Here is a 23,733-nt window from a genome sequence, read left to right as displayed (position 1 = left end):
GCGCGCAGCTCGGTCACGGCGATTTAGCGCGCGTAGACGTCGGTGGCCGGGAAGAAGTACGCGATTTCGATCGCGGCGTTCTCCAGGCTGTCCGAGCCGTGCACGGCATTGGCATCGATGCTGTCGGCGAAGTCGGCGCGGATCGTGCCCGGCGCGGCGTCCTTCGGATTGGTCGCGCCCATCAGGTCGCGGTGCTTGAGCACGGCGTTCTCGCCCTGCAGCGCCTGGATCACCACCGGGCCGCTGATCATGAATTCGACCAGGGCGGCGAAGAACGGACGCTCGCGGTGCACGGCGTAGAAACCTTCGGCTTCCTGCTTGGAGAGGTGCTTCATCTTGGAGGCGACGACCTTCAGGCCCGCCTTCTCGAAGCGCGTGTAGATCTCACCGATGACGTTCTTGGCGACGGCGTCGGGCTTGATGATGGACAGGGTGCGCTCCAGCGCCATGGAAATTCTCCGGGTAGGCGGGCCGCTGCTGCTTCCTTGCGAGGGCCCGAGAATAACAGAAAACCCGCGACAGGACGCGGGTTTAGCCAATATGGCTACGGTAATTCTACCGGATCGGTCAGGCGATTTGCACGGTTGTGCTGAAAATCCGTTGACGATCCGGCCGGGGCGGGACTAGGATCAAACAAGCGTTTGATTCAGCCCAGCCCCGGAGCCCCATGGCCGCCACCGCGCATTTCTCCACCAAGGACCGCATTCTCGGCGCCGCCGAGGAACTGTTCGCCCAGTTCGGCTTCACCGGCACTTCGTTGCGCCAGGTGACCAGCCGCGCCGACGTCAACATCGCGGCGGTCAACTACCACTTCGGCAGCAAGGAAAACCTGGTCAACGAGGTGTTCCGCCGACGCATGGACGACATGAGCCGGCAGCGCCTGAGCGCCCTGCAGGAGGCCGTGCAGCAGCATCCGGGCGAGCTGGATCCGATCCTGGCCGCGTTCGTGGAGCCGGCCCTGGCCTTGGCCCAGGACCGCCACGGCGGCGCCGCCTTCGTGCGCGTGGTCGCCCGCGCCTATGCCGAGAAGAACGACAGCCTGCGCAAGTTCCTGTCCGACCATTACGGCCACGTGCTGCGCGAGTTCGCCAAGGCGATCGCGGCCGCGGTGCCGGGCCTGAGCAAGGAAGAGCTGTACTGGCGCCTGGACTTCCTGGCCGGCGCCCTGACCTATGCCATGGCCGATTTCGGCCTGATCAAGCGTCCCGCCGGTGTCACCGAGGCGGCGCATCGTGAACGTGCGGGCCGCGAACTGATCCGCTTCGCCGCCGCCGGCTTCAAGAGCTGAGCGCCACGCCCAGCCGCTTTTTTCCTGTCGCGTCCGGGCGACCCCATCGGGGCCCTCGCTTCCGTTTCCGTCCGGACGCTGCAACATAAATGCAATCAATCCAAGGAGTTGCAGACGATGTCTAATAAATTGCTTGTCCGCCGTGCCGCGGTCCTGGGCGCCGGCGTCATGGGCGCGCAGATCGCCGCGCACCTGACCAACGCGGGCGTCGACACGGTGCTGTTCGACCTGCCGGCCAAGGAGGGCGACCCCAACGGCATCGTCGCCAAGGCGATCGCCAACCTGGGCAAGCTCAGCCCCGCCCCGCTCGCCGCCAAGGGCTTGGCCGAGCGCATCAGCGCGGCCAACTACGAGACCGGCCTGGAACAGCTGCGCGACTGCGACCTGATCATCGAGGCCATCGCCGAGCGCATGGACTGGAAGCAGGACCTGTACAAGAAGATCGCGCCGTTCGTGGCCGCGCACACCGTGCTGGCCTCCAATACCTCCGGCCTGGGCATCAACAAGCTGGCCGAAGTCCTGCCCGAGGAACTGCGCCACCGCTTCCTGGGCGTGCACTTCTTCAACCCGCCGCGCTACATGCACCTGGCCGAGCTGATCCCGGCCCGCGGCACCGACGCCAGCGTGCTCGAGGGCCTGGAAACCTTCCTCACCACCACCCTGGGCAAGGGCGTGGTGATCGCCAAGGACACCCCGAACTTCATCGGCAACCGCATCGGCGTGTTCTCGATGCTGGCCGCGATGCACCACACCGAGCAGTTCGGCCTGGGCTTCGACACCGTCGACGCCCTGACCGGTCCGGCGATCGGGCGCCCGAAGTCGGCGACCTACCGCACCGCCGACGTGGTCGGCCTGGACACCATGGCCCATGTCATCAAGACCATGGCCGACACCCTGCCCGACGACCCGTGGCATCAGTACTTCAAGGCGCCCAAGTGGCTGGCCGCGCTGATCGAAAAGGGCGCGCTGGGCCAGAAGACCGGCGCCGGCGTGTACACCAAGCGCGGCAAGGACATCCTGGTGCTCGACCTCAAGGCGCAGGACTACCGCGTCTCGGCCGGTGAGCTCGATGCCGACGTCGCCGCCCTGCTCAAGGAGCGCGACCCGGCCAAGAAGTTCGCCGCCCTGCGCGCCAGCAGCCATCCGCAGGCGCAGTTCCTGTGGGCGGTGTTCCGCGACAGCTTCCACTACAGCGCTTTCCACCTGGAATCGATCGCCGACACCGCGCGCGACGTCGACTTCGCGATGCGCTGGGGCTACGGCTGGTCGCTGGGCCCGTTCGAGACCTGGCAGGCCGCGGGCTGGAAGCAGGTCGCCGACTGGATCGCCGAGGACATCGTGGCCGGCAAGGCGATGGCGCCCGCGCCGCTGCCGAACTGGGTGTTCGACGGCCGCGACGGCGTGCACGGCGCCGACGGCAGCTACAGCCCGGGCCGTAACGCCAAGGTCGCGCGTTCGTCCAACCCGGTCTACGCGCGCCAGCGCTTCCCCGACGCCCTGCTCGGCGAGAAGTTCTCGCAGGGCCAGACCGTGTTCGAGAACGACGGCATCCGCCTGTGGGCCGACGACGGCGACGACATCGCGGTGATCAGCTTCAAGACCAAGATGCACACGGTCAACGACCACGTGCTCAACGGCATCCAGGAAGCGATCGGCATCGCCGAAAAGAAGTTCAAGGGCGTGGTGATCTGGCAGCCCAAGGAGCCGTTCTCGGCCGGCGCCGACCTGTCCGGCGCGCTCGGTCTGCTGCAGGCCGGCGATCTCAAGGGCTTCGAGGCCATGGTCGCCAACTTCCAGGCCACCAGCCAGCGCATCAAGTATTCGCTGGTGCCGGTGGTGGCGGCGGTGCGCGGCCTGGCCCTGGGCGGCGGCTGCGAGTTCCAGATGCACGCGGCCAAGAGCGTGCTCGCGCTGGAAAGCTACATCGGCCTGGTCGAGGCCGGCGTTGGCCTGCTGCCGGCCGGCGGCGGCCTGAAGGAGTTCGCGGTGCGCGCCTCCGACGCGGCCGGCCCGGGCGGCGATGTGTTAGCCCAGCTCAAGACCGCGTTCGAATCCGTGGCCATGGCCAAGGTCTCTACCTCGGCCTTCGAGGCGCGCGAGCTCAAGCTGGCGCGCGACGGCGACGCGGTGGTGTTCAACGCCTTCGAACTGCTGCACGTGGCCAAGGCCCAGGCCCGCGCCCTGGCCGAGAGCGGCTATCGCCCGCCCCTGCCCGGCCGCCGCGTCCAGGTCGCCGGCGACGTCGGCATCGCGACCTTCAAGATGCTGCTGGTCAACATGCTGGAAGGCCGCTTCATCTCGCCGCACGACTACGAGATCGCCACCCGCATCGCCACCGTGATCTGCGGCGGCGAAGTCGACCGCGGCGCGCTGGTCGACGAGGAATGGCTGCTCAAGCTCGAGCGCGAACACTTCGTCGCCCTGGCGCAGATGCCCAAGACGCAGGAGCGCATCGCGCACATGCTCAAGACCGGTAAGCCGCTGAGGAACTGAGAATCGGGAATGGGGAATCGGGAATCGCAGAAGCGCGGCTTCTTCTCCCGCCTCCCCGCTACTACCCCCACATAGAAGAACCGGGAGCAAGAATCGAATCGGAATGTCGCCGGGCCTTTGCTCCGACGATTCCCGATTCCCGATTCTCGATTCCCGGCTATCGGAGAAAGCCATGACCAAGCAAGTTCAAGACGCCTACATCGTCGCCGCCACCCGCACCCCGGTCGGCAAGGCCCCGCGCGGCGTATTCCGCAACACCCGTCCCGACGACATGCTCGCCCACGTGTTGAAGTCGGTGGTGGCGCAGGCCCCGGGCATCGACCTCAACCGCATCGACGACGCCATCATCGGCTGCGCCATGCCCGAGGGCGAGCAAGGCATGAACGTGGCGCGCATCGGCGTGCTGCTGGCCGGCCTGCCCAACACCATCGCCGCGCAGACCATCAACCGCTTCTGCTCCTCCGGCCTGCAGGCCGTGGCCCTGGCCGCCAACGAGATCCGCCTGGGCAACTCCGATCTGGTCCTGGCCGGCGGCACCGAGTCGATGTCGATGGTGCCGATGATGGGCAACAAGGTCGCGCTGAGCCCCAGCGTGTTCAAGGACGACCACGTCGCCATCGCCTACGGCATGGGCATCACCGCCGAGAAGGTCGCCGAGGAATGGAAGATCTCGCGCGAGGACCAGGACGCGTTCGCGCTGGCCTCGCACCGCAAGGCGATCGCCGCGCAGCAGGCCGGCGAGTTCGCCGCCGAGATCAGCCCCTACGAGGTGCTGTCGCACCAGCCCGATCTGAGCGGCAACACGATCAAGCTGCGCAAGAGCCTGATCGAGCTGGACGAGGGCCCGCGCGCCGACGCTTCGCTGGAAGCGCTGGCCAAGCTCAAGCCGGTGTTCCGCAACGGCCAGTTCGGCGGCACGGTCACCGCCGGCACCGCTTCGCAGATGAGCGACGGCGCGGCCGCGGTGCTGCTGGCTTCCGGCCAGGCGGTCAAGGACTACGGCCTGACCCCGCTCGCGCGTTTCGTCAGCTTCTCGGTCGCCGGCGTGCGCCCGGAAGTGATGGGCATCGGCCCGATCGCGGCGATTCCCAAGGCGCTCAAGCAGGCCGGCCTGACCCAGGACCAGATCGACTGGATCGAGCTCAACGAAGCCTTCGCCGCGCAGGCGCTGGCGGTGATCCGCGACAGCGGCCTGGACCCGTCCAAGGTCAACCCGCTGGGCGGCGCGATCGCGCTGGGCCATCCGCTGGGCGCGACCGGTGCGATCCGCACCGCGACCATCGTCCACGGCCTGCGCCGTCGTCAGCAGAAGTACGGCCTGGTGACCATGTGCATCGGCACCGGCATGGGCGCGGCGGGCGTGTTCGAGGCGCTCTGAGTTCGGCCATCGAGCGAAGGCCTCGGCCTTCGCATCGAATCATCGGGGCGGCTACGGTCGCCCCGATGCGTTTACGGCCCACAAAAAAAGCGAGGGCAGCCGGAACCGCCCTCGCCTCGCACCACGCTGGGCGCGCGACGCCCGGCCCACGGTAGCCGGCGTCGTGCGCGCACTACTTCGGGCAGGCGGTGAATTTGCCCTGGGCGTCGCGGCAACGCTTGCTGGCGGCCTGCTTGTCGCAGGACACGAACTTGCCCTGGGGATCGCGGCAGTGGTTCGCCGCGGTCGCTTTGGCCGGCGCCGGTTTGGCCGCGGCCGCCATCGGTTGGACGGCGGCACGCGCGGGCGCGGGCTTGGCGGCGGGCGCCGGATGCGTGGCCGCTGCGGGTTGCGTGGCGCCGGCGGCCAGGCTCAGCGACAGCAAGGCGGCGGCGATCGGTAGCAGGGATGTACGGAACATGACGGCCTCTCCCTAAGACGCGACCGGTGCGATCGCGTTCGCAGGCTAGGCGCGGCGAGACTACGGCCGGCTGGGCGTGGGATTAAACATTTTTAATCCGGCAACTCTTGTGCAGGAGCGGCGTAAGCCACGACCGCGCCACAGGCTAGCGTCGCTGCTGCGATGGCGGGTCGCGGCTTACGCCGCTCCTACCCCAGAGCAGTGCGGGTAGCTCAGGCCAGGCGCGTTCCGTTCGGCACCGGCCGTTCGATCGCGGTGACCACCACGCCTTCGTCGGTGGGGAAGCCGGTGAGCAGGAATTCGGAACGGAACGGGCCGACCTGCTTGGGCGGGAAATTGATCACGCCGACGATCTGGCGCCCGACCAGTTCTTCGGCCGTGTACAGCTGTTTCACCTGCGCGCTGGTCTTGCGCACGCCGTGCGGTCCGAAGTCCACCCACAGTTTCCAGGCCGGCTTGCGCGCTTCCGGGAACGCCTCGACCCGCAGCACCGTGCCCGCGCACAGCATCACCCGCTCGAACTCGCTCCAGCTCAGATCGCCGCCGGCGACCGTGGTTTCGTTTTCGCTCACGCGCGCCTGCCCTCGTTCCAATCTTTCCAATGATCCTTGAACTGGGCCCAGCTGTAACTCAGCTGCGCGCCCAGCAACCCCGCCGGCTTCAGCGCCGAGACCAGGCCGTAATGGGCGAACTCGCGCCAGCGAGGATCGCCGTGCGCGATCGCCGCGGCCAGCACTTCGCCCGCGTAGGTGGTCGGCGCCACGCCGTGGCCGCCGAAGGCTTGGGCCAGCCACAGGCCGTCCTCGACCTGGCCGATCTGCGGCATCTGGTGGCGCGCATAGCTCATCAGGCCGGACCAGGCCTGCTCGATGCGCACGCCCTCCAATTGCGGGAACACCTTGAGCAAGTCGCGCCGCAACAGGCGCTCCACCGCCGCCGGCGAGCGGTCCAGCACCGAGATGCGCCCGCCCCAGAGCAGCCGCGTGTCCGGCAGCGGCCGGTAGTAGTCGAACGCGAAACGGGTGTCGTAGACCGCCGCGCGCGTGCGCAGAGCCTCGTCCAGGCGCGCGCCCAGGGGCTCGGTGACCATGACGTAGGTCGCGATCGGCATCACGCCCGCGTCCACGCGCGCGCTCAGGCCGGCCAGGTAGCCGCCGCAGGCCAGCACGACCTGGCGCGCGGCGATCTCGCCTTGCGGCGTGGTCACCCGCCAATGAGCGCCCTCGCGGCGCAGCGCGGTCGCCGGCGTGCGCTCGTGCACGGCGACGCCGGCGCGCTCGGCCAGTGCGGCCAGCCCGTGCGCGTACTTGAGCGGGTGGAAATGGAAGGCCTGCGGTTCGAACAGGCCGTCGTGGTAGCGCGGGCTGCGTACCAGGTCGCGCAGTTCGTCCTGCGCCAGCCAGCGCCACTCGGCGCCGTAGCGCTCGGCCAGCAGACGTTGGCGCGAACGCAGGACCTCGGGATCGCGGAACCAGTTGGCCCAGATCACGCCGGCCTGGACCGCGTCGCAGTCCAGGCCGTGGCGATGGATGCGCGTGCGAATCAGCTCGACCGCCTCGGTGGTGCCCGCATAGAGGGCGCGCGCGCGTTCGGGGCCGAGTTCGCGCAGCAGCGCGTCCTCGCCGCGCGAATAGCCGCCGAACACGAAACCGCCGTTGCGACCGGAGGCACCGTGACCCAGGCCCTGGGCCTCGATCAGGGCGACGCCGGCGACACCGCGCTCGGCCAGGCCCAGCGCGGTGTTGAGCCCGGCGAAGCCGCCGCCGATCACGCACACCGAGGCCTCGCGGCGGCCCTGCAGCGCCGGGCGTTCGGGCGTCGGCGGCAAGGTGGCGCGGTAGTAGCTGGGGACGGTCATGGGCGGTCTGGAATGCGGCGGTCGGGTTTGTTGAAATGCGCGGGAACGCTCGGACTCACAGGAACGCGATAGTGCGCGAAGCGGACATCCACCCGGCCGACCTAGCCTATCGCAGGCGCAGCCTGCTGATCATCGCCGCGATCGTGGTGCTGGCCTTGTTCGGCTTGTGGCAACTCGACGGCTGGCTGAGCGGGCTCGCGACCCAGCTGGCCCAGGACGGCGACCCGCAGCGCACCCGGCGCTGGCTGCGCGGCCTGCTGGTCGCGCTGGCGCTGTTGCCGGTGGTCCCGCTGTCGCTGTTGGCGCGCAGCTTGCGGCGTCTGGCCGCGGCGGCCCAGGCCGAGCGGCGCTTCCCACCACGCGACTGGCGCACCCTGCGCGACGTGCGCGTGCTGCGCGGCGTGGTCGCGCAGCGCTGGATCGTGCGGGTGCGGCGCATGGCCGCGGCCGCGAGCGTGCTGGCCATCCTGTGCGCGGTCCTGGCGATGGCGATGCTCTGGTATTACCGGTGAACGGTAAGCGCAGGAAACGGTTGCCCTGACTGGCCTTCGCATACATCGTGATGCGTGCCCGCAGCCCAAGCGCCATAGAGGTCGAAGACGTGCAGTGGATCGATGCATTGCGGCAACGGGCTCGCGAACTCAAGCGCGAGATCCATGCGCTCTATCTCGCGGCGCGGCACCCGCTCACGCCGTGGTACGCCAAGCTGCTGGTCGCGGCGATCGTGGCCTATGCGCTCAGCCCCATCGACCTGATTCCGGACTTCATCCCGGTCCTGGGCTATCTGGACGACCTGCTCCTGCTTCCGCTAGGGATCGCCTGGGCGATCCGCATGATTCCAGCGACCGTCATGATCGAGTGCCGCGCGCGTGCCGCGCAGGCCGGCGATCCCGAGGGCGGTTTGGCAGGCCGCGTCGCGGCCGCTGCGATCGTGACGCTCTGGATCGGGTTCGCCGCGCTATGCGCGTTGCTGGCCTATCGGGCGCATCGCGGCACGCCTTGATCGAGCCGCCATCGCCGTGCGCGCGTTGCGCGGGCCGATGGCGATGGCGACGTTCTGGCGCTGCGGGTGAGGGGCAGGAACGAGTAAGTAGTAGCGAGTAAGTAGTAACGAGTGAGACAGCTGCCCGCCTCTACTCGTTACTCGTTGCTTCACTCTAGCTACCGCCTCACTCCAGATCCGCCACGCCCAGTTCCGCCAAGGCGTTCTGCATCAGCTGGCGCGCCGAGTCGCTGAGCACTTCGTGGTCCAGAGCGAAACGGATCGTGGCTTCGATCAGGCCCAGGTGGGTGCCGCAGTCGAAACGCGTGCCCTGGAAGCGGTAGGCGTTGACGGCCTCCTCGGTGAGCATCGCCGCGATCGCGTCGGTGAGCTGGATCTCGCCGCCGGCGCCAGGCGTGGTGTTCTCCAGCAGGGAGAAGATGCGCGGGTTGAGCACGTAGCGGCCGACCACGGCCAGGTTGCTGGGCGCGACGTCCGGCGAGGGCTTCTCGACGATGGCGCGGATACGGCCCTGGCGCGCGGCGAAACCGTCGGTGGCGACGATGCCGTAACTGCCGGTCTGCTCGCGCGGCACGTCCTGCACCGCGATCACGCTGGCGCCGGAGATTTCGGCCGCGTCGGCCATCTGCTTCAGCGCGCCCGGGCCGCGGTTCCAGATCAGGTCGTCCGGCAGCACCACCGCGAACGGCTCGTCGCCGACCACGGGCTTGGCGCACAGCACGGCATGGCCCAGGCCCAGCGCCTCGGCCTGCGTCACGAACACCGCCCGCACGCCCGGAGGCAGCACGTTGCGCACCAGTTCCAGTTGCTCGAGCTTGCCGCTGCGTTCGAGCTTCTGTTCCAGCTCGTAGGCCTTGTCGAAGTAGTCGGCGACCGCGTGCTTGTAGCGGTTGGTGACGAAGATCAGGGTGTCGCAGCCGGCTTCGATGGCTTCGTCGACGGCGTACTGGATCAGCGGCCGATCGACGATCGGCAGCATTTCCTTGGGGACGGTCTTGGTCGCGGGCAGGAACCGGGTCCCCAGCCCTGCGACCGGGAATACGGCTTTGCGGATGCGAGCGGCCATCAAACCTTCCTGGCGTTGCGTGTGGGGAACGCCACCACGGTGGCGGATTCGACATAGTCGGGATGCTCGCCGACCGGCGCGAATTCGGGCACCGCCATGCGCAGCAACTGGTTGAGCAATTCGCGGTCGTAGCGCGCCGAGGCCTCGCGCAGCTGTGCGATGGCCGACTCGATCGCGTGGGCGGACACCTCGCGCGGCTCGGCCTGCAGGATCTTGGGGTGCTGGGTCGGGCGGTAGCGCTCGTCGGCGTGAAACAGGGTCTCGTGCAGCTTCTCGCCCGGACGCAGGCCGGTGTAGATGATCGCGACGTCGCGGCCCGGCTGCTTGCCGGCCAGACGGATCATCTGCTCGGCCAACAGGCGGATCGGCACCGGCTCGCCCATATCGAGGGTATAGATCGCCTCGTGCGTGCCGATCGCCGAGGCCTGCAGGATCAGCTGGCAGGCTTCGGGGATGGTCATGAAGAAGCGCGTGACCTCCGGATCGGTGACCGTGACCGGGCCGCCGCTGCGGATCTGTTCTCGGAACAACGGCACCACGCTGCCGGCCGAGTCGAGCACGTTGCCGAAGCGCACGGTCACGAAGCGGGTCGAGCGCTGGTCGGCCAGCGATTGGCAGGTCATCTCGGCCAGGCGCTTGGTCGCGCCGAGCACGTTGACCGGATCGACCGCCTTGTCGGTGGAGATCAGCACGAAGGTGCCGACGCCGGCCTCGCGGCAGGCCTTGGCCACGGTCGCGGTGGCGAGCACGTTGTTGCGCACGGCCTCGCGCAGTTGCGCTTCCAGCAGCGGCACCTGCTTGTAGGCGGCGGCGTGGAAGACCGCGTCGGGTTCGGACTGGCCCAGCGCGAACGCGATCACCGCCGGATCGCCGCAGTCGCCGAGGATGGGGATGTATTCCAGATCGGGGAAGTCGCGGCGCAGCGCGGCCTCGGTCTGGGTCAGGGCGAGTTCGTCGATCTCGATCAAGGCGATGCGGCGTGCGCCGTGGCGCGCGCACTGGCGGCACAGCTCCGAGCCGATCGAACCGCCGGCGCCGGTGACCAGCACCGAACGCGCGCCCAGCCAGCTGCGGATCGCCTTCCAATCCGGCAGTACCGGCTTGCGGCCGAGCAGGTCCTCGATCGCGACCTCTTTCAACTCGCCCGGCAGCGAACGCCCTTCCAGCACGTCCTGCAGGCGCGGCACCATCCGGAACGGCAGCCCGGTGCGCTCGCAGGCGATCACCACCCGTTGCAGCGCGTTGGCGTCGGCCGACGGCATCGCGATCACCAGCAGCTTGGCCGCGGTCTCGCGCGCGATCTCCGCCACTTCGGGCACGCGCCCCAGCACCGGCACGCCCTGGACCTTGCTGCCACGCAGGCGCGCGGCGTCGTCGAGGAAGCCGACGGGTTCGTAGGTGCCGAAGCGGCGCAGGTCGCGCACCAGCGCTTCGCCGGCACGGCCGGCGCCGAGGATCAGGATGCGCACCGAGGCGGTGTCGGCGCGTTCGACGCGGCTGTCCTTCCAGGCGCGGTACAGCAGGCGCGGCGCGCCCAGCATGCCCACCAGCACCACCGGATACAGCACCAGCACCGTGCGCGGCATCGTGGTGTCGAGGCGGTTATAGAGGAACAGCACCAGCACGATCGCGAACAGACCGAGCATGCAGGCCTTGAAGATGTTCCAAAGGTCGGGCACGCCGGCGAAGCGCCACAGGCCGCGGTACAGACCGACCTGCCAGAACACCAGGCCCTGGGCCACCATCACCAGCGCGATCTCGGACGACCACAGCGGCAGCGGAACCGGGGCGGGGATGATGCCGAAGCGCAAACGGTACAGGGCCTGCCAGACCAACCACACCATCGCGAGATCGTGCGCGACTACCGCCATGCGCGGCAGTGCACCTTTAAGACGATCGCGCCATGAGCTCATTCCATGCCCCTATACCTTGCCGGGAGAATTCAACGCCGGCTCGGAGCCGGCGCGTTGTAACCACCACCACAAAAAAGCGCCGGACATATACCACGCCGCAACCGTACACAACATGAAAGCCATTCTCGTTTGCAGCAGGACTGGGAGCGCCAGCACAGCGACGAGGGTGTGCATGGCGTAGGCGATGGTGACTTTGGTGTGCCCTACCCTCCTGGCCCAAACCTGATATGCATGCTGAGAATGCGCCGTCCACCACGCTTCCCGACGCAGCATGCGGCGCAACAGTGTCAAGCCCGCGTCGATAAGGAACGCCGACAGCGGCATCAGGACGACCGCTGATCGGCTGCCCAGCACGGTCGCGGCCAGGACCATGAGCCCGGCCAGGGCATAGCCGAGCGCTCCGCTGCCCACATCGCCCATGAAAATCCGGGCCTTGGGGAAGTTGAAGGGCAGGAAACCGAGGCAGGCCGCGGCCAGGGCCAGACCCAGCCACAGCCCCGGCGCTCCGGCCAGCCAACCCAGCGCCACGGCGATCAGGGCGGCCTGGCTGGCGGCCAGGCCGTTGATGCCGTCCATGAAGTTGCAAACGTTGGTCAGCGCCAGCGCGGCCACGAACGCGCCCAGGGCCAGCCAGGGCGCGTCCAGCACGTGCCAGACCGCGTAGGCCAGCACCGCCGCGGCCACAGCGTGCACCGCCAGCCGCAGCGAGGCCGACAGCGGGCGGTGGTCGTCGATCAGGCCGACCCCGGCCACCAGGGCCAAGCCCAGGCCGAACGCGGCCAGCAAAGGCGCCTGCGCGGGCAGGCGCACGGCCAGGGCCAGGGTCGCGACCAGCAGGGCGATCACCAGCGCGATGCCGCCGCCGCGCGGAGTCGCCACGGCGTGGCTGCGGCGCTCGCCGGGCTGGTCGATCAGTTCGTTGCGCAGCGCGTACCAACGCGCCAGCCAGGTGCCGACCGCTCCGATCAGCAGGTGGATGAGCAGCCAACTCGCCATGGGATCAGACCACCGCGTAGTTCAGCAGCGGCTTGACCGTTCCCCATTCCTTGCAGCTGGGGCATTGCCAATGGTGGCTGCGCGCGCCGAAGCCGCAGCGGTTGCAGCGATAGCTGGGGTTACGCACCAGCAGCTGGTCGGTGATGTGCTTGAGATCGTGCAGGGTCGCCAGCGGATCGGCGCCCTCGGCCAGGGTCAGGTCGATCAGGGCGGCCTCGCCGCGCACCGAGGGCCGGTCCTTGAGCTGGCGCGCCAGATAGCTGCGCGCGGCCGGCACGCCGTCCTCGGCCTCGACCATGCGGGTCAGGGCCAGCACCGGGGCGATGCCGCGGTAGTGCTCGCACATCTCGGCCAGGAACGCGCGCGCACCGGTCGGGTCGCCGTCGCGTTCGTAGCAGCTCAGCAGCGCGGGCAGCACTTCGGGCAGGTAGTCGGGATCGGCGCGGGCGACGCGCTCGAACGCGCGGATGGCGGCGGCGTCGTTGCCGGCCTCGACCTCGATCCGGCCCTCGAGCATGCCGGCGCGCACCGAGTTCGCGTCGGCATCGAAGGCGCGCTTGACCGAACCGCGCGCGGCCTCGACGTCGCCGGCGGCGCGATGGCGATCGGCCAGTTCGCACTCGAACTGCGCAATCAGCTTGCCCATGGGCTCGCCGGTGGCGGCCTCGTAGCGGCGCGCGTTCTCGATCGCCTTGTCCCAATCGCGTTCGGACTGGTAGATGCCGATCAGGTGGCGCAGCGCCAGCGGCGCCATGTCCAAGGCGACCAGGTCGCTGAATACGGTCTCGGCGCGGTCGAGCAGGCCCGAGCGCATGTAGTCCTCGCCCAAGGCCAGCAACGCCTGGACCTTCTGCTGATCGCTCAGGCCTGGGCGCTGCACCAGCGCCTGGTGCAGGCGGATCGCGCGATCGACTTCGCCGCGGCGGCGGAACAGATGGCCCAGCGCGACCTGGGTCTCGAAGGTGTCCTTATCGAGCTCGGCGATGTGCAGGAAGATCTCGATGGCCTTGTCGGGCTGCTCGTTGAGCAGGTAGTTCAGGCCGCGGAAGTAGGTGGTCGACAGGTGGCTGACCTGGTTGTCGCTGTGGCGTTCGCCGCCACGACGGCCGATCACCCAGCCGCTGACGGCCGCGATCGGCAGCAGCAGAAAGAACCAGAACCACTCGCTGATGAATTCCATGCGTCAGGCCTCGCGCGGGGCGGCGGCGGCGCGCTCGGCGCGGGCCAGGCGGCGACGCAGCGGCAGCACCAGGCTGGCCGTGATCGCCAGGCCGCCGGCGAGCACGCCGATCAGCAGCGACACGATCAGGGCCACGCCCAGAGTGGTCGGAAAGGTGCCGAAGCCCAAGTCGATGGGCACGATCTGCCGATTGAGCGCGCCGACGGTGGCGCCGGCCGCGAGGCAGACGAAGGCGATGAGGAAACGGATCAGGCGCATGGGGGATGGGTCCAACGTCCGCGATGTCGCTCTAGCTTAAGGCCAGAAACGAGTGCAGAGGAACGAGGAACTAGAGAAAAGCCGATGCCGGCCATGCCAGCGGCCAGAATAGCGAAACGACAAAGCGCGATGACGAGCGCACGGCAACGCCGCCCTACTCGCTCCTCACTGCTCTAAGCTCGTTCCTAGCCCTTAGGCTTCGTCATCCAGCGGCGCCACGCCGCTGACGCGTTCGCGCAGTTCCTTGCCGGGCTTGAAATGCGGGACGTGCTTGCCGGGCAATGCCACCGACTCGCCGGTCTTGGGGTTGCGACCCAGGCGCGGCGGACGGAAGTGCAAGGAGAAGCTGCCGAAGCCGCGGATCTCGATGCGTTCGCCCACCGACAGCGCGCCGCCCATCATTTCGAGCAAGGCCTTCACCGCCAGATCCACGTCGTCGCCCTTCAGGTGGGCCTGACGCTGCGAAAGGATCTCGATGAGTTCGGACTTGGTCATGGGCGCTGCGCAAGCTCTAGTACTGGGATGTCGGGACGGTGCCGATACGACGGCGCCGCGACGGTGCCACAAATCGAAGGCGACCCGGCTCGGCCGGGCCGCCTCCGCGGTAGTGCGGCCACGCCGATCCGGTTGCCCGGAACGGCGCGCCTTGACGCTGGTATTACTCGGACTTGTTGCCGCTCAGCTGCTCGCGCAGCAGCGCGCCCAGCTTGGTGGTGCCGCTGGAGGCATCCGACGCCGAACGGTTGTAGTCGGCCAGGGCCTCCTGCTGCTCGGCTTCGTCCTTGGCCTTGATCGACAGCTGCATGGAACGGCCCTTGCGGTCCGTGCCGACGATCTTGGCTTCGACTTCCTGACCGACCTTGAGGTACTGGCTGGCGTCCTCGACGCGCTCCTTGGCGATGTCGCGTGCGGCGACGTAGCCTTCGATGCCGTCGGCGAGTTCGATCGTGGCGCCCTTGGCGTCGACTTCCTTCACCACGCCCTTGACGATCGAGCCCTTGGCGTTGGAAGCGACGTACTGACCCATCGGGTCCTGCTCCAGCTGCTTGACGCCCAGGCTGATGCGCTCGCGCTCCGGATCCACGGCCAGGACGACGGCTTCGAGCGTGTCGCCCTTCTTGTAGTTGCGGACCACGTCTTCGCCGGTGGTGTTCCAGCTGATGTCGGACAGGTGGACCAGGCCGTCGATGCCGCCGTCCAGGCCGATGAAGATGCCGAAGTCGGTGATCGACTTGATCTGGCCTTCGACCTTGTCGCCCTTCTTGTGGATGGCCGCGAAGGTCTCCCACGGGTTCGAGGTGACCTGCTTCATGCCCAGCGAGATACGGCGACGCTCTTCATCGACGTCCAGCACCATGACCTGAACCTCGTCGCCGACCTGCACGATCTTGGACGGGTTGACGTTCTTGTTGGTCCAATCCATTTCGGAGACGTGGACCAGGCCTTCGACGCCCGGCTCGATCTCGACGAACGCGCCGTAATCGGTGACGTTGCTGACCTTGCCGAACACGCGGGTGTCGGCCGGGTAGCGGCGCGCGATGTTGTCCCACGGATCCTCGCCCAGCTGCTTGAGGCCGAGGCTGACGCGGTTGCGTTCGCGGTCGTACTTGAGCACGCGGACGTCCAGCTCCTGGCCGACTTCCACGACTTCCGACGGGTGACGCACGCGCTTCCACGCCATGTCGGTGATGTGCAGCAGGCCATCGATGCCGCCGAGGTCGACGAACGCACCGTAATCGGTGAGGTTCTTGACGACGCCCTTGAGGATCGCGCCTTCCTGCAGCTTCTCCATCAGCTGCTCGCGCTCGACGCTGTACTCGCTCTCGACCACCGCACGGCGGGAGACGACGATGTTATTGCGCTTGCGATCGAGCTTGATGAGCTTGAACTCGAGCTCCTTGCCTTCCAGGTAGGCGGAGTCGCGCACGGGGCGCACGTCCACCAGCGAACCCGGCAGGAAGCCGCGGACATCCTTGATGTCGACGGTGAAACCACCCTTGACCTTGCCGCTGATGCGGCCGGTGATGGTCTCGTTCTTTTCGAGCGCCTCTTCGAGCTCGTCCCACACCATCGCGCGCTTGGCCTTCTCGCGGGACAGCACGGTTTCGCCGAAGCCGTTCTCGATCGAGTCGAGGGCGACCTTGACTTCGTCGCCAACGGCAACGTCGATCTCGCCGGCGTCGTTACGGAACTGTTCGATCGGCACGATGCCTTCGGACTTCAGGCCGGCGTTGATCACGACGACGTCGCCGCGGACTTCCACGACTACGCCGACGACGATAGCGCCCGGCTTCAGCTTGGCCAGGTACTGCTGGCTGGATTCGAACAGCTCGGCAAATGATTCGGTCATTGGTTGATTTACTCGGTTGAACACACGGGCCGCACCGGCTGGCATCGTCGCTGTCGTAGCGACGCAAGCAGCACGTGGTCGACCCACCCGTTATGTGGCGCGATGGACTGCACCATGTGTCGTTGTGGATCCCGCCGCGGAATTACGGCGGGGCTGTTTTTTGTTGCGTACTGCCGCGTTCGATCCGCGTTTGCGGAAACGTCAGCGCGCCGGCAACAAGGCCAGCACGCGTTCGACCACCTGCGCGATGCCCAGGCCGGTGGTGTCGATGCGCACGGCGTCGTCGGCCGGGCGCAGCGGTGCCACCGCTCGCTGTGCATCGCGGGCGTCGCGGGCGAGAATCTCCCGCAGCAGACCGTCTAAAGTAACGGAAACCCCTTTGTCTTTCAACTGCTTATAGCGCCTTTCCGCCCTTTCGTCGGCGCTGGCGGTCAGGAACACCTTGTAGGGGGCGTCCGGGAAGATCACCGTGCCCATGTCGCGGCCGTCGGCGACCAGGCCCGGCGGCTGGCGGAAGGCGCGCTGGCGGTCCTTGAGGGCGGCCCGGACCTCGGGGATGGCGGCAATGGCCGAGGCGGCCGCGCCGGCGGTCTCGGTGCGCAGCTCGTCGGTGGCGTCCTGGTCGTTGACCAGCACCCGCAGCTCGCCGCGCTCGTCGTCGCGGAAGCCGATCCGGGTGTCGAAGGCGCAGCGGACCAGGGCGGCCGGGTCGGCCAGGTCCAGGTCGGCCCAGCCGGCGGCGACGCCGACCGCGCGGTAGAGGGCGCCGGAATCCAGGTAATGCCAGCCCAGGGACTGGGCGACCAGGCGGCTGATCGTGCCCTTGCCGGAGCCGGAGGGGCCGTCGATGGTGAGGACGGGGATGCTGCTGTCGTGAGGGGTAGTCATGCCGGCTATTATGCAAGGACGCCGGCCCTTCCCTGTTCATCGTGACGGCCGCAAGCGCCCCGATCCGGATGCGCGGCGGGGCCCGATTCGGCCCACCCGCAATTTATTTCGCGCAAACACTTGATCGCAGTGGGATTTACCCGCTATTATCGCGGGCTGTCTATTCCAATCCTGTTGCCGAGGTCTGTCATGAAGGTCCTGTCCTCCCTGAAGTCGGCGAAGGCCCGTCACCGCGACTGCAAAGTCGTTCGCCGCCGTGGCAAGGTCTTCGTGATCTGCAAGTCGAATCCGCGTTTCAAAGCGCGTCAGCGCTGAAACCAGGGGCATGTTCAAAGCGCGTCAGCGCTGAGAAGCCCGTTCGCGGCGTTCGCGCCTCGAACCGCTCGACTGGAAGGCCGCCGCGAGGCGGCCTTTCTGCGTTGCGTGCCGGCGCCCTCGCTGGCCCGGCCGAATCGCGAAAACGTGACGGCCGCGTGCTGCCGTGGCATCGGGGCTTGTGCGTACAATCTCGCGTCCTCCAGCGAGGTTGCACCCATGACGTCCCGCACCGCTCCTGCCGTACTCGCGCTTGCCGCCCTGCTGCTCCTGTCCACCGCCGCCTCCGCCGACACCCTGCTGATCGAGCGCGTGTCCGAAGAGAACAAGGCGGCCATGCCCGTCCGCGGCCAGACCATGGCCCAGGTCGAGGCCCGCTACGGCGCCCCGGCCGAACGCCTGGACCCGCGCGGCGGCCAGAAGCGCCAGTGGCCCACCATCAACCGTTGGGTCTACCCGGCGTTCACCGTGTACTTCGAGAAGAACAAGGTGGTCGACGTGGTCGCCAACAAGGCCGACGCGCAAGAGATCGGGCCCAAGCCGCCCGTGCGCTGAGCCGCCGAACGAGACCGTAGTTTTGACCGAGCATGCATTGCGCTTCCCCGCGGAGTGGGAACCCCAGTCCGCGGTCCTGATCGCCTGGCCCAACGCCGACACCGACTGGGCCGATCGCCTGGGTGAGGTCGAGGAGACCTACATCGCCCTGGTCGCGGCGATCACCCGTTTCCAGCCGGCGATCGTCTGCGTCGCCGACGACGACGTGCAGGCTTATGCGCGTGCGCGCCTGTCCTCGGCCCGCATCGACATGGACCGGGTGCGCTTCGTCGAAGCGCCTTACGACGACACCTGGCTGCGCGATTCCGGCCCGATCAGCCTGCGCGCCGGCGAGGGCTTCCGCCTGCTCGATTTCCGCTTCACCGGCTGGGGCGGCAAGTTCGACGCCAGCCAGGACGATCTGCTGGTCGAGCGTCTGCACGACTTGGGAATATTCTCGAAAAGTGAGCGCCAAAGCATTGATTTTGCTTTGGAAGGCGGCGCCATCGAAACCGACGGCGCGGGCAGCCTGCTAAGCACCTGGCAGTGCCTGCACGAGCGCCATCCGGACGCCAGCCGCGAAGAGATCACCGCCAAGCTGGCCGACTGGCTGTGCCAGGACCGCGTGCTATGGCTGGACCACGGCTACCTCGAGGGCGACGACACCGACGCCCATATCGACACCTTGGCCCGCTTCGCCGGCCCGGACGCGATCGTCTACCAGGGCTGCGACGACCCGATCGACTCGCACTACGCCGAACTGCAGGCCATGGCCGCCGAGCTGGCCGCACTGCGCACCCGCGACGGTCAGCCCTATCGCCTGTTCGCGCTGCCGTGGGCGCAGCCGATCATCGACGAAAACCGAAGGCTGGCAGCCAGTTACGCCAACTTTCTCATCGTCAACGGAGCTGTATTGATGCCGGCCTACGGCGATGCCGCCGACGCCGACGCCCAGGCGATACTGGCCCAGGCCTTCCCCGATCGCGAGATCGTGGCGGTGCCCTGCCGCCCGCTGATCTGGCAGAACGGCAGCCTGCACTGCATCACCATGCAGCTGCCGGCCGGGCTGGTCTAAGCGATTCCGGCAGCCGGCGCCGCGGAATGCGTCACCTCGCGCCGGCCTTCCTGGAGTCGACCCTGAGACGCGGTGCGACGCTGGAACAGTTCATGGGCGGAAGCGTCGGCCCACTCGGCGAACGATCGGTGCGCTGGATCGAGTTGTGCCCGACAAAGGCCGGGATCGAAGTCCGCGAGTACCACGCCGCCGATGTCGGCGGATCGCTCAGCGAAACATCTCTGGACCTCTACGCGCTGTGCGATCTGCACGACCTTTACGAGGCACAGCCTGAGCCGACGATGGTCGCGGACGAGCCGGCGCAGGCCTTGGCCTATGCGCACTCCGTGCTGCGGGCCCAGCCTTTACGCTGGGTCAATCAGGGCGTGTCGCAAGACGAGTTGCTGGATTTCCTGCGTGCGGGGCGTCCGGCCCTCTGGCCGCCCGAGGCGGCCCAGCAATAGCGACCGCTACTCGGGCTGTCGCAGACACGCAAGCCTTACAATGCCAGGCTACGCCGCCGCTCCGGCTTGCCGGGCCCGCCCATACGAATCCGCCCATGAAGAAGACCACTCTCCCCGTCGCCCTGATCCAGGACCGCGACCACGGCTCGCGCGAGGCCAACCTCGCCAATATCGAGGACCGCGTGGGCGAAGCCGCCAGGCGCGGCGCCAAGCTGGTACTGCTGCAGGAACTGCACAACGGCCCCTACTTCTGTCAGCACGAGTCGGTGGACGAATTCGACCTGGCCGAGACCATCCCCGGCCCCAGTACCGAGCGTCTGGGCGCGCTGGCCAAGCAGCACGGCGTGGTCCTGGTGAGCTCGCTGTTCGAGCGCCGCGCGGCCGGCCTGTACCACAACACGGCGGTGGTCTTCGACGCCGACGGCTCCACCGCCGGCAAATACCGCAAGATGCACATCCCGGACGATCCGGGCTTCTACGAGAAGTTCTACTTCACTCCGGGCGACCTCGGTTTCGAGCCGATCCAGACCTCGGTCGGCCGCCTCGGCGTGCTGGTGTGCTGGGATCAGTGGTACCCGGAAGGCGCGCGTCTGATGGCGCTGGCCGGCGCCGAGCTGCTGCTGTATCCGACCGCGATCGGTTGGGATCCCAGCGACGAGCAGGCAGAGAAGGACCGCCAGCGCGACGCCTGGGTGCTCAGCCACCGCGGCCACGCGGTCGCCAACGGCCTGCCGGTGCTGAGCTGCAACCGGGTCGGCCATGAGCCGTCGCCGATGGGCGCGTCCGGCATCGACTTCTGGGGTACCAGCCACGTGCTCGGCCCGCAGGGCGAGTTCCTGGCCCAGTCCGCCCAGGCCGAGCCCGAGATCCTGGTGGCCGAGGTCGACCTGCAGCGCAGCGAGCACGTGCGCCGGATCTGGCCGTTCCTGCGCGACCGCCGCATCGACGCCTACGGCGACCTGCTCAAGCGCTATCGCGATTGAGCGCGGTGGCCGCCGCGCCGCTGATCCGCGCCGCCGTCGCCGGCGATCTACCGGCGATCGCCGCCCTGTATGCGCTGGAAGTGCGTGAGGGCGTGGCCACCTACGAATACGAAGTGCCGGACCTGGCCGAGATGACGCGGCGCTGGCAGGGTGTGCTGGCTCAGGGCTATCCCTATCTGGTCGCCGAACTCGACGGCGCCTTCGCCGGCTACGCCTACGCCAGCAGCTACCGCAGCCGCGAGGGTTACCGCTGGACGGTCGAGGACACGGTCTATGTGCAGCCCGGTTGCCAGGGCCGCGGCGTCGGCCGCGCCCTGCTGCAGGCGCTGATCGCCGACTGCGAGGCGCGCGGCTATCGGCAGATGGTGGCGGTGATCGGCGACGGCTCCAACGCCGCCTCGGTGGCCCTGCACGAGCGCCTGGGCTTTCGTACCGTGGGCGTGTTCCAAGGCTTGGGGCGCAAGCACGGGCGCTGGCTGGATACCGTGCAGATGCTGCGCCCGCTGGGTCCGGGCGATGGCGCGGCGCCGGAATCGCGCTGAGTCGCGCACGCTGAATGTGCCATTCTGCCGACGAGCGGTAGGCGTAAAACGAACGAACGTGCTATTTTCTCAGCCATGTCCAATCTGACCGCCACCGGCAAGGGCGCCGCCACCCGCGACGCCATCATCGACCGGGCCTACAGCATCGCCATCGGCGGCGGTCTGGAGAGCCTGTCGATCGGTCCGCTGGCGCAGGCGGTGGGCATGTCCAAGAGCGGCGTGTTCGCCCACTTCGGCTCGCGCGAGGACCTGCAGCTGGCGGTGCTCGACGCCGCCGGCCAGCGCTTCCTCGAGTACGTGCTGCTGCCGGCGCTGAAGGCCAAGCGCGGCCTGCCGCGCCTGCGCGCGATCATCGCCGCCTGGTTCGACTGGGCCCGCCACACCTCCGGCGGTTGCGTGCTGTTGTCGGCCGTCAACGAGTACGACGACCGCCCCGGCGTGCTGCGCGATCGCGTGCTGCAGCACGAAACCCGTTGGCGCAACGACATCGCGCGCGCAGTGCAGATGGCGGTCGACGCCGGCGAACTGCAGGCCGACACCGACGCCCACCAATTGGCGTTCGAGATCTACGGGCTGGCCCTGGTCGTGCACCACGACGCCGGCCTGTTCGGCTTCGAAGCCAGCGTCGAGCGCGGCCACCGCGCGTTCGAACGCCTGATCCGTTCCTACTCCTCCCCCACCGCCTGAGCTCGCGCAGAGAGGCTCCGCCATGTACCCGCTTATCCCCAAAATTAGCACGACCGTTCGTAGCTTTATTAAACTCTACGGCGTCCGCCTGGGCTTCCTGATCGGCAGCCGTTTCGCGCCCGAAGCGGCTGTGCAGCGCGCCGCGCGCTTGTTCAGCACCCCGTTCGCGTCCTCGCGCAGCCGGGCGCTGGCCGCGCCCAGCCATGGCGCCCAGGAGGGCGAACTGGAGGTCGCCGGCCATCGCATCGTCACCTACGTCTGGGGCGATCCGCAGCGCCAGCCCTATGTGCTGTTCGCGCACGGCTGGTCCAGCCACGGCACCCGCATCGCGCCCTGGCTGGAGCGCCTGCGCGGCGACGGCTACGCGGTGGTCGCGTTCGACCAGCCCGCGCACGGCAAGAGCCCCGGCCGTCAGAGCACCCTGCCCGACTTCACCCACCACCTGCTCGCGGTCGGCCGCCACTACGGCCCGGCGGCGGCGGTGATCGGCCATTCGCTGGGCGGCGCGGCGACCCTGCTGGCGATGGCGCGCGGCCTGCGCGCCGAACGCGCGGTGCTGATCGCGCCGGCCGCCGACCCGGTCGCGGCCGCCCACCGTTTCGCCGATCTGGTCTGGATCGGCGAGCACCTGTGCCGGCGCATGTTCGCCTACTTCGAGGCGCGCATCGGCATCGGCTTTCAGGAACAACAGGCGCATCTCAACGCGCCGGCCATCGCCAGTCCGGCCCTGATCGTGCACGACCTGGGCGACCGCGAAGTGCCGTGGTCGGAGGGCGAACGCTACGCGCGCTACTGGCCCGACTCGCGCCTGCTCAGCACCACCGGGCTGGGCCACAAGCGCGTGCTCGAAGACCGCGGCGTGATCGACGCCGGCCTGCGCTTCCTGCACGGCGAGTGCGTCGGCGATCGCATGGTGTCCAGCCCCAACCTGCCCTACGGCTGGGCGTGAGCGCGCAGGCGGCGCGACGCCCGCCGATACCCGCGCCGCGTTGCCGCCGATGAGCCGCCGGTGAGCCGCCGCGCCAGCGCCGCGCCCTGAGCCGCGACGCCACTCTTGTTCCGGCGCCGCGCTTGCTTCTACTCTGCGCGCTGGCGGCCCGCGGGCCGCGGCGAAACCAGGGGAAGACGCGGTGAATTCGGCTACGCACACCCACGCCCGACGCGCGCGCTCGGACGCACGCAGGAGCGCGCGCCCGTGATCTCCCCGGTCCGCCTGTTGCTGATCCTCGGCGCCGGCCTGCTCGCGTTCGGTTACCTCAAGCGCGACACCGTGCCCGAGCACGGCCTGCTGCTGCCCGAGGTCCTGACCGAACCGCGCCAACGCGCGGTCGAGGAGGCGCCGTTCTCGGTGCGCGCCGGCGACGTCGACTACCGCATCGAGCCGGTCGCCGACTACGACATCACCGGCCTGGTGGTGAGCCGGCACGACTCGGACACGTTCTGGGATAGCTTCCACACCCGCGCCAACGACCACCTCAACGTCGCCGACCTGTGCCTGGTCTGGGGCGCCAACGCCAGCGACGGCGCCTACGAGCGCATGGCGTTCTGGAACGGCCAGTGGACCTGTAATTTCCGCTACGGCGGCGACGCCGCGATCGGGCCCGAGCACACCCGCGCGCTGTCCAACAATCATCTGCTGACCGAGCGCAGCGACATCGCCGAACGCATCCGCGACCTGCGCGTGGGCGACCAGGTGCGCCTGCGCGGCCAATTGGCGGTGTACAAGCACCAGGCCGGCATGAATTTCGTGCGCGGCACCTCGCTGTCGCGCGACGACACCGGCAACGGCGCCTGCGAGACCCTGTTCGTGAGCCAGCTCGACCTGCTCCAGCCCGCGCCGGCGTGGCCGCGCTGGCTGCGCTGGATAGGCGCGGTCTTGCTCGCGCTGGGCCTGGTGTTGTGGTATCGGGCCCCGTTCGACGCGCGCGAGCAGTGATCGCGCCGGCCCGGGCACTTCCGGGCCCGGCCGCGGTCGGACCTACGCGGTTTGCCGCTATCTCCCCCAGCCTCTATCCTGCCGGCC

At 68.6% G+C, this 23,733-nt stretch carries 25 protein-coding genes and 1 pseudogene; 14 read left to right on the top strand and 12 right to left on the bottom strand.

From position 1 onward, the window contains the following. Positions 1-23 precede the first annotated feature (23 nt). Entirely contained in the window at positions 24-449 is a 426-nt protein-coding gene (ndk, locus tag ASE35_RS05135) for a nucleoside-diphosphate kinase (protein WP_055906769.1), read from the bottom strand. A gap of 218 nt (positions 450-667) precedes the next feature. Here ndk and ASE35_RS05130 point away from each other — a divergent pair, with 218 nt between their 5' ends. The 3 genes from ASE35_RS05130 to ASE35_RS05120 all read left to right on the top strand — a co-directional run bounded on the left by ASE35_RS05130 (position 668) and on the right by ASE35_RS05120 (position 5,159). Then, positions 668-1,288 carry a TetR family transcriptional regulator gene (locus tag ASE35_RS05130; RefSeq protein ID WP_056174648.1) on the top strand — a complete coding sequence of 207 codons (621 nt, stop codon included), beginning with the start codon at positions 668-670 and terminating at the stop codon, positions 1,286-1,288. 117 nt (positions 1,289-1,405) lie between these two features. Next, positions 1,406-3,781, top strand: coding sequence for a 3-hydroxyacyl-CoA dehydrogenase/enoyl-CoA hydratase family protein (locus tag ASE35_RS05125; RefSeq protein ID WP_057163131.1), 2,376 nt, complete (start codon positions 1,406-1,408; stop codon positions 3,779-3,781). 172 nt (positions 3,782-3,953) lie between these two features. Then, positions 3,954-5,159: an acetyl-CoA C-acyltransferase gene (locus ASE35_RS05120; RefSeq protein WP_057163130.1), complete on the top strand. Its 1,206-nt coding sequence runs from the start codon at positions 3,954-3,956 to the stop codon at positions 5,157-5,159. A 172-nt stretch (positions 5,160-5,331) separates the two neighbouring features. On the opposite strand, the gene ASE35_RS05115 is transcribed toward ASE35_RS05120, so the two are convergent. The 3 genes from ASE35_RS05115 to ASE35_RS05105 form a co-directional block, all read right to left on the bottom strand. Next, positions 5,332-5,619 (bottom strand): hypothetical protein, encoded by a 288-nt coding sequence (locus tag ASE35_RS05115; protein WP_057163129.1) that lies wholly within the window; start codon positions 5,617-5,619, stop codon positions 5,332-5,334. Between the two features lie 212 nt (positions 5,620-5,831). Next, positions 5,832-6,191: a tRNA-binding protein gene (locus tag ASE35_RS05110; RefSeq protein WP_082576271.1), complete on the bottom strand. Its 360-nt coding sequence runs from the start codon at positions 6,189-6,191 to the stop codon at positions 5,832-5,834. Next, positions 6,188-7,477 (bottom strand): FAD-binding oxidoreductase, encoded by a 1,290-nt coding sequence (locus ASE35_RS05105; RefSeq protein WP_056174640.1) that lies wholly within the window; start codon positions 7,475-7,477, stop codon positions 6,188-6,190. Before ASE35_RS05105 ends, ASE35_RS05110 begins: the two co-directional genes overlap by 4 nt. 71 nt (positions 7,478-7,548) lie before the next feature. Between ASE35_RS05105 and ASE35_RS05100 the strand changes: the two genes are divergently transcribed. Both ASE35_RS05100 and ASE35_RS05095 read left to right on the top strand, forming a co-directional pair. Then, positions 7,549-7,989, top strand: coding sequence for a hypothetical protein (locus tag ASE35_RS05100; protein WP_057163128.1), 441 nt, complete (start codon positions 7,549-7,551; stop codon positions 7,987-7,989). A gap of 128 nt (positions 7,990-8,117) precedes the next feature. Then, a pseudogene (locus ASE35_RS05095) lies at positions 8,118-8,420 on the top strand (DUF1232 domain-containing protein); the annotation flags it as partial. 226 nt (positions 8,421-8,646) lie between these two features. On the opposite strand, the gene galU reads toward ASE35_RS05095, so the two are convergent. From galU to cmk, 8 genes are all read right to left on the bottom strand, one after another. Continuing rightward, on the bottom strand, positions 8,647-9,546 hold the full coding sequence (gene galU / locus ASE35_RS05090; protein ID WP_056174635.1) for a UTP--glucose-1-phosphate uridylyltransferase GalU: 900 nt from the start codon (positions 9,544-9,546) through the stop codon (positions 8,647-8,649). Further along, complete coding sequence (locus ASE35_RS05085) at positions 9,546-11,459, bottom strand: nucleoside-diphosphate sugar epimerase/dehydratase (RefSeq protein WP_056174633.1); 1,914 nt, start codon at positions 11,457-11,459, stop codon at positions 9,546-9,548. The genes galU and ASE35_RS05085 overlap by 1 nt, the downstream gene beginning before the upstream one ends. Before the next feature lie 9 nt (positions 11,460-11,468). Continuing rightward, positions 11,469-12,455, bottom strand: a complete 987-nt coding sequence (locus ASE35_RS05080) for a hypothetical protein (RefSeq protein WP_056174631.1) — start codon at positions 12,453-12,455, stop codon at positions 11,469-11,471. 4 nt (positions 12,456-12,459) lie between these two features. Further along, positions 12,460-13,635 carry a lipopolysaccharide assembly protein LapB gene (gene lapB, locus ASE35_RS05075; protein ID WP_056174625.1) on the bottom strand — a complete coding sequence of 392 codons (1,176 nt, stop codon included), beginning with the start codon at positions 13,633-13,635 and terminating at the stop codon, positions 12,460-12,462. Positions 13,636-13,638: 3 nt separating this feature from the next. Then, a complete protein-coding gene (locus tag ASE35_RS05070) occupies positions 13,639-13,893 on the bottom strand; it encodes a LapA family protein (protein ID WP_056174623.1) in 255 nt (84 codons plus the stop codon). 192 nt (positions 13,894-14,085) lie between these two features. Then, on the bottom strand, positions 14,086-14,388 hold the full coding sequence (locus tag ASE35_RS05065) for an integration host factor subunit beta (RefSeq protein WP_055906732.1): 303 nt from the start codon (positions 14,386-14,388) through the stop codon (positions 14,086-14,088). A gap of 163 nt (positions 14,389-14,551) precedes the next feature. Then, positions 14,552-16,243, bottom strand: a complete 1,692-nt coding sequence (gene rpsA / locus ASE35_RS05060; protein ID WP_056174620.1) for a 30S ribosomal protein S1 — start codon at positions 16,241-16,243, stop codon at positions 14,552-14,554. Between the two features lie 201 nt (positions 16,244-16,444). Next, positions 16,445-17,131 (bottom strand): (d)CMP kinase, encoded by a 687-nt coding sequence (cmk, locus tag ASE35_RS05055; RefSeq protein WP_056174617.1) that lies wholly within the window; start codon positions 17,129-17,131, stop codon positions 16,445-16,447. 189 nt (positions 17,132-17,320) lie between these two features. Between cmk and ykgO the strand changes: the two genes are divergently transcribed. The 9 genes from ykgO to ASE35_RS05010 all read left to right on the top strand — a co-directional run bounded on the left by ykgO (position 17,321) and on the right by ASE35_RS05010 (position 23,646). Then, positions 17,321-17,446, top strand: a complete 126-nt coding sequence (gene ykgO, locus ASE35_RS05050; protein WP_010342887.1) for a type B 50S ribosomal protein L36 — start codon at positions 17,321-17,323, stop codon at positions 17,444-17,446. A gap of 219 nt (positions 17,447-17,665) precedes the next feature. Continuing rightward, complete coding sequence (locus ASE35_RS05045; protein WP_056174615.1) at positions 17,666-18,001, top strand: hypothetical protein; 336 nt, start codon at positions 17,666-17,668, stop codon at positions 17,999-18,001. 22 nt (positions 18,002-18,023) lie between these two features. Then, on the top strand, positions 18,024-19,055 hold the full coding sequence (locus tag ASE35_RS05040; RefSeq protein ID WP_057163126.1) for an agmatine deiminase family protein: 1,032 nt from the start codon (positions 18,024-18,026) through the stop codon (positions 19,053-19,055). A 26-nt stretch (positions 19,056-19,081) separates the two neighbouring features. Beyond that, on the top strand, positions 19,082-19,498 hold the full coding sequence (locus tag ASE35_RS05035) for a hypothetical protein (protein WP_056174610.1): 417 nt from the start codon (positions 19,082-19,084) through the stop codon (positions 19,496-19,498). A gap of 95 nt (positions 19,499-19,593) precedes the next feature. Further along, a complete protein-coding gene (locus ASE35_RS05030) occupies positions 19,594-20,481 on the top strand; it encodes a carbon-nitrogen hydrolase (RefSeq protein ID WP_057163125.1) in 888 nt (295 codons plus the stop codon). Continuing rightward, positions 20,478-21,023: a GNAT family N-acetyltransferase gene (locus ASE35_RS05025; protein ID WP_235569993.1), complete on the top strand. Its 546-nt coding sequence runs from the start codon at positions 20,478-20,480 to the stop codon at positions 21,021-21,023. Before ASE35_RS05030 ends, ASE35_RS05025 begins: the two co-directional genes overlap by 4 nt. Positions 21,024-21,098: 75 nt before the next feature. Continuing rightward, the gene (locus ASE35_RS05020; RefSeq protein ID WP_056174606.1) at positions 21,099-21,710 is read left to right on the top strand and encodes a TetR/AcrR family transcriptional regulator; all 612 of its coding nucleotides are present in this window, start codon (positions 21,099-21,101) and stop codon (positions 21,708-21,710) included. Positions 21,711-21,732: 22 nt separating this feature from the next. Further along, on the top strand, positions 21,733-22,659 hold the full coding sequence (locus tag ASE35_RS05015) for an alpha/beta fold hydrolase (RefSeq protein WP_057163124.1): 927 nt from the start codon (positions 21,733-21,735) through the stop codon (positions 22,657-22,659). Positions 22,660-22,905: 246 nt separating this feature from the next. Then, positions 22,906-23,646, top strand: a complete 741-nt coding sequence (locus tag ASE35_RS05010) for a hypothetical protein (RefSeq protein WP_057163123.1) — start codon at positions 22,906-22,908, stop codon at positions 23,644-23,646. The last annotated feature ends 87 nt before the right edge of the window (positions 23,647-23,733 follow it).

It is taken from the genome of Lysobacter sp. Root916, assembly GCF_001429785.1.
GTDB lineage: Bacteria > Pseudomonadota > Gammaproteobacteria > Xanthomonadales > Xanthomonadaceae > Lysobacter.
Note: the sequence above shows the minus strand (reverse complement) of the source record. Positions and strands in the feature narration are given on the sequence as shown.

Excerpts from the sequence above, each read along its gene's own strand:
- ASE35_RS05015 (WP_057163124.1), top strand. The coding sequence starts at position 21,733 with ATGTACCCGCTTATCCCCAAAATTAGCACGACCGTTCGTAGCTTTATT.
- ASE35_RS05035 (WP_056174610.1), top strand. The coding sequence starts at position 19,082 with ATGCGTCACCTCGCGCCGGCCTTCCTGGAGTCGACCCTGAGACGCGGT.
- ASE35_RS05115 (WP_057163129.1), bottom strand. The coding sequence starts at position 5,619 with ATGTTCCGTACATCCCTGCTACCGATCGCCGCCGCCTTGCTGTCGCTG.
- ASE35_RS05070 (WP_056174623.1), bottom strand. The coding sequence starts at position 13,893 with ATGCGCCTGATCCGTTTCCTCATCGCCTTCGTCTGCCTCGCGGCCGGC.
- ykgO (WP_010342887.1), top strand. The coding sequence starts at position 17,321 with ATGAAGGTCCTGTCCTCCCTGAAGTCGGCGAAGGCCCGTCACCGCGAC.
- ndk (WP_055906769.1), bottom strand. The coding sequence starts at position 449 with ATGGCGCTGGAGCGCACCCTGTCCATCATCAAGCCCGACGCCGTCGCC.
- ASE35_RS05130 (WP_056174648.1), top strand. The coding sequence starts at position 668 with ATGGCCGCCACCGCGCATTTCTCCACCAAGGACCGCATTCTCGGCGCC.
- ASE35_RS05030 (WP_057163125.1), top strand. The coding sequence starts at position 19,594 with ATGAAGAAGACCACTCTCCCCGTCGCCCTGATCCAGGACCGCGACCAC.
- ASE35_RS05020 (WP_056174606.1), top strand. The coding sequence starts at position 21,099 with ATGTCCAATCTGACCGCCACCGGCAAGGGCGCCGCCACCCGCGACGCC.
- ASE35_RS05045 (WP_056174615.1), top strand. The coding sequence starts at position 17,666 with ATGACGTCCCGCACCGCTCCTGCCGTACTCGCGCTTGCCGCCCTGCTG.
- ASE35_RS05105 (WP_056174640.1), bottom strand. The coding sequence starts at position 7,477 with ATGACCGTCCCCAGCTACTACCGCGCCACCTTGCCGCCGACGCCCGAA.
- ASE35_RS05065 (WP_055906732.1), bottom strand. The coding sequence starts at position 14,388 with ATGACCAAGTCCGAACTCATCGAGATCCTTTCGCAGCGTCAGGCCCAC.
- cmk (WP_056174617.1), bottom strand. The coding sequence starts at position 17,131 with ATGACTACCCCTCACGACAGCAGCATCCCCGTCCTCACCATCGACGGC.
- rpsA (WP_056174620.1), bottom strand. The coding sequence starts at position 16,243 with ATGACCGAATCATTTGCCGAGCTGTTCGAATCCAGCCAGCAGTACCTG.
- galU (WP_056174635.1), bottom strand. The coding sequence starts at position 9,546 with ATGGCCGCTCGCATCCGCAAAGCCGTATTCCCGGTCGCAGGGCTGGGG.
- ASE35_RS05080 (WP_056174631.1), bottom strand. The coding sequence starts at position 12,455 with ATGGCGAGTTGGCTGCTCATCCACCTGCTGATCGGAGCGGTCGGCACC.
- lapB (WP_056174625.1), bottom strand. The coding sequence starts at position 13,635 with ATGGAATTCATCAGCGAGTGGTTCTGGTTCTTTCTGCTGCTGCCGATC.
- ASE35_RS05120 (WP_057163130.1), top strand. The coding sequence starts at position 3,954 with ATGACCAAGCAAGTTCAAGACGCCTACATCGTCGCCGCCACCCGCACC.
- ASE35_RS05085 (WP_056174633.1), bottom strand. The coding sequence starts at position 11,459 with ATGAGCTCATGGCGCGATCGTCTTAAAGGTGCACTGCCGCGCATGGCG.
- ASE35_RS05125 (WP_057163131.1), top strand. The coding sequence starts at position 1,406 with ATGTCTAATAAATTGCTTGTCCGCCGTGCCGCGGTCCTGGGCGCCGGC.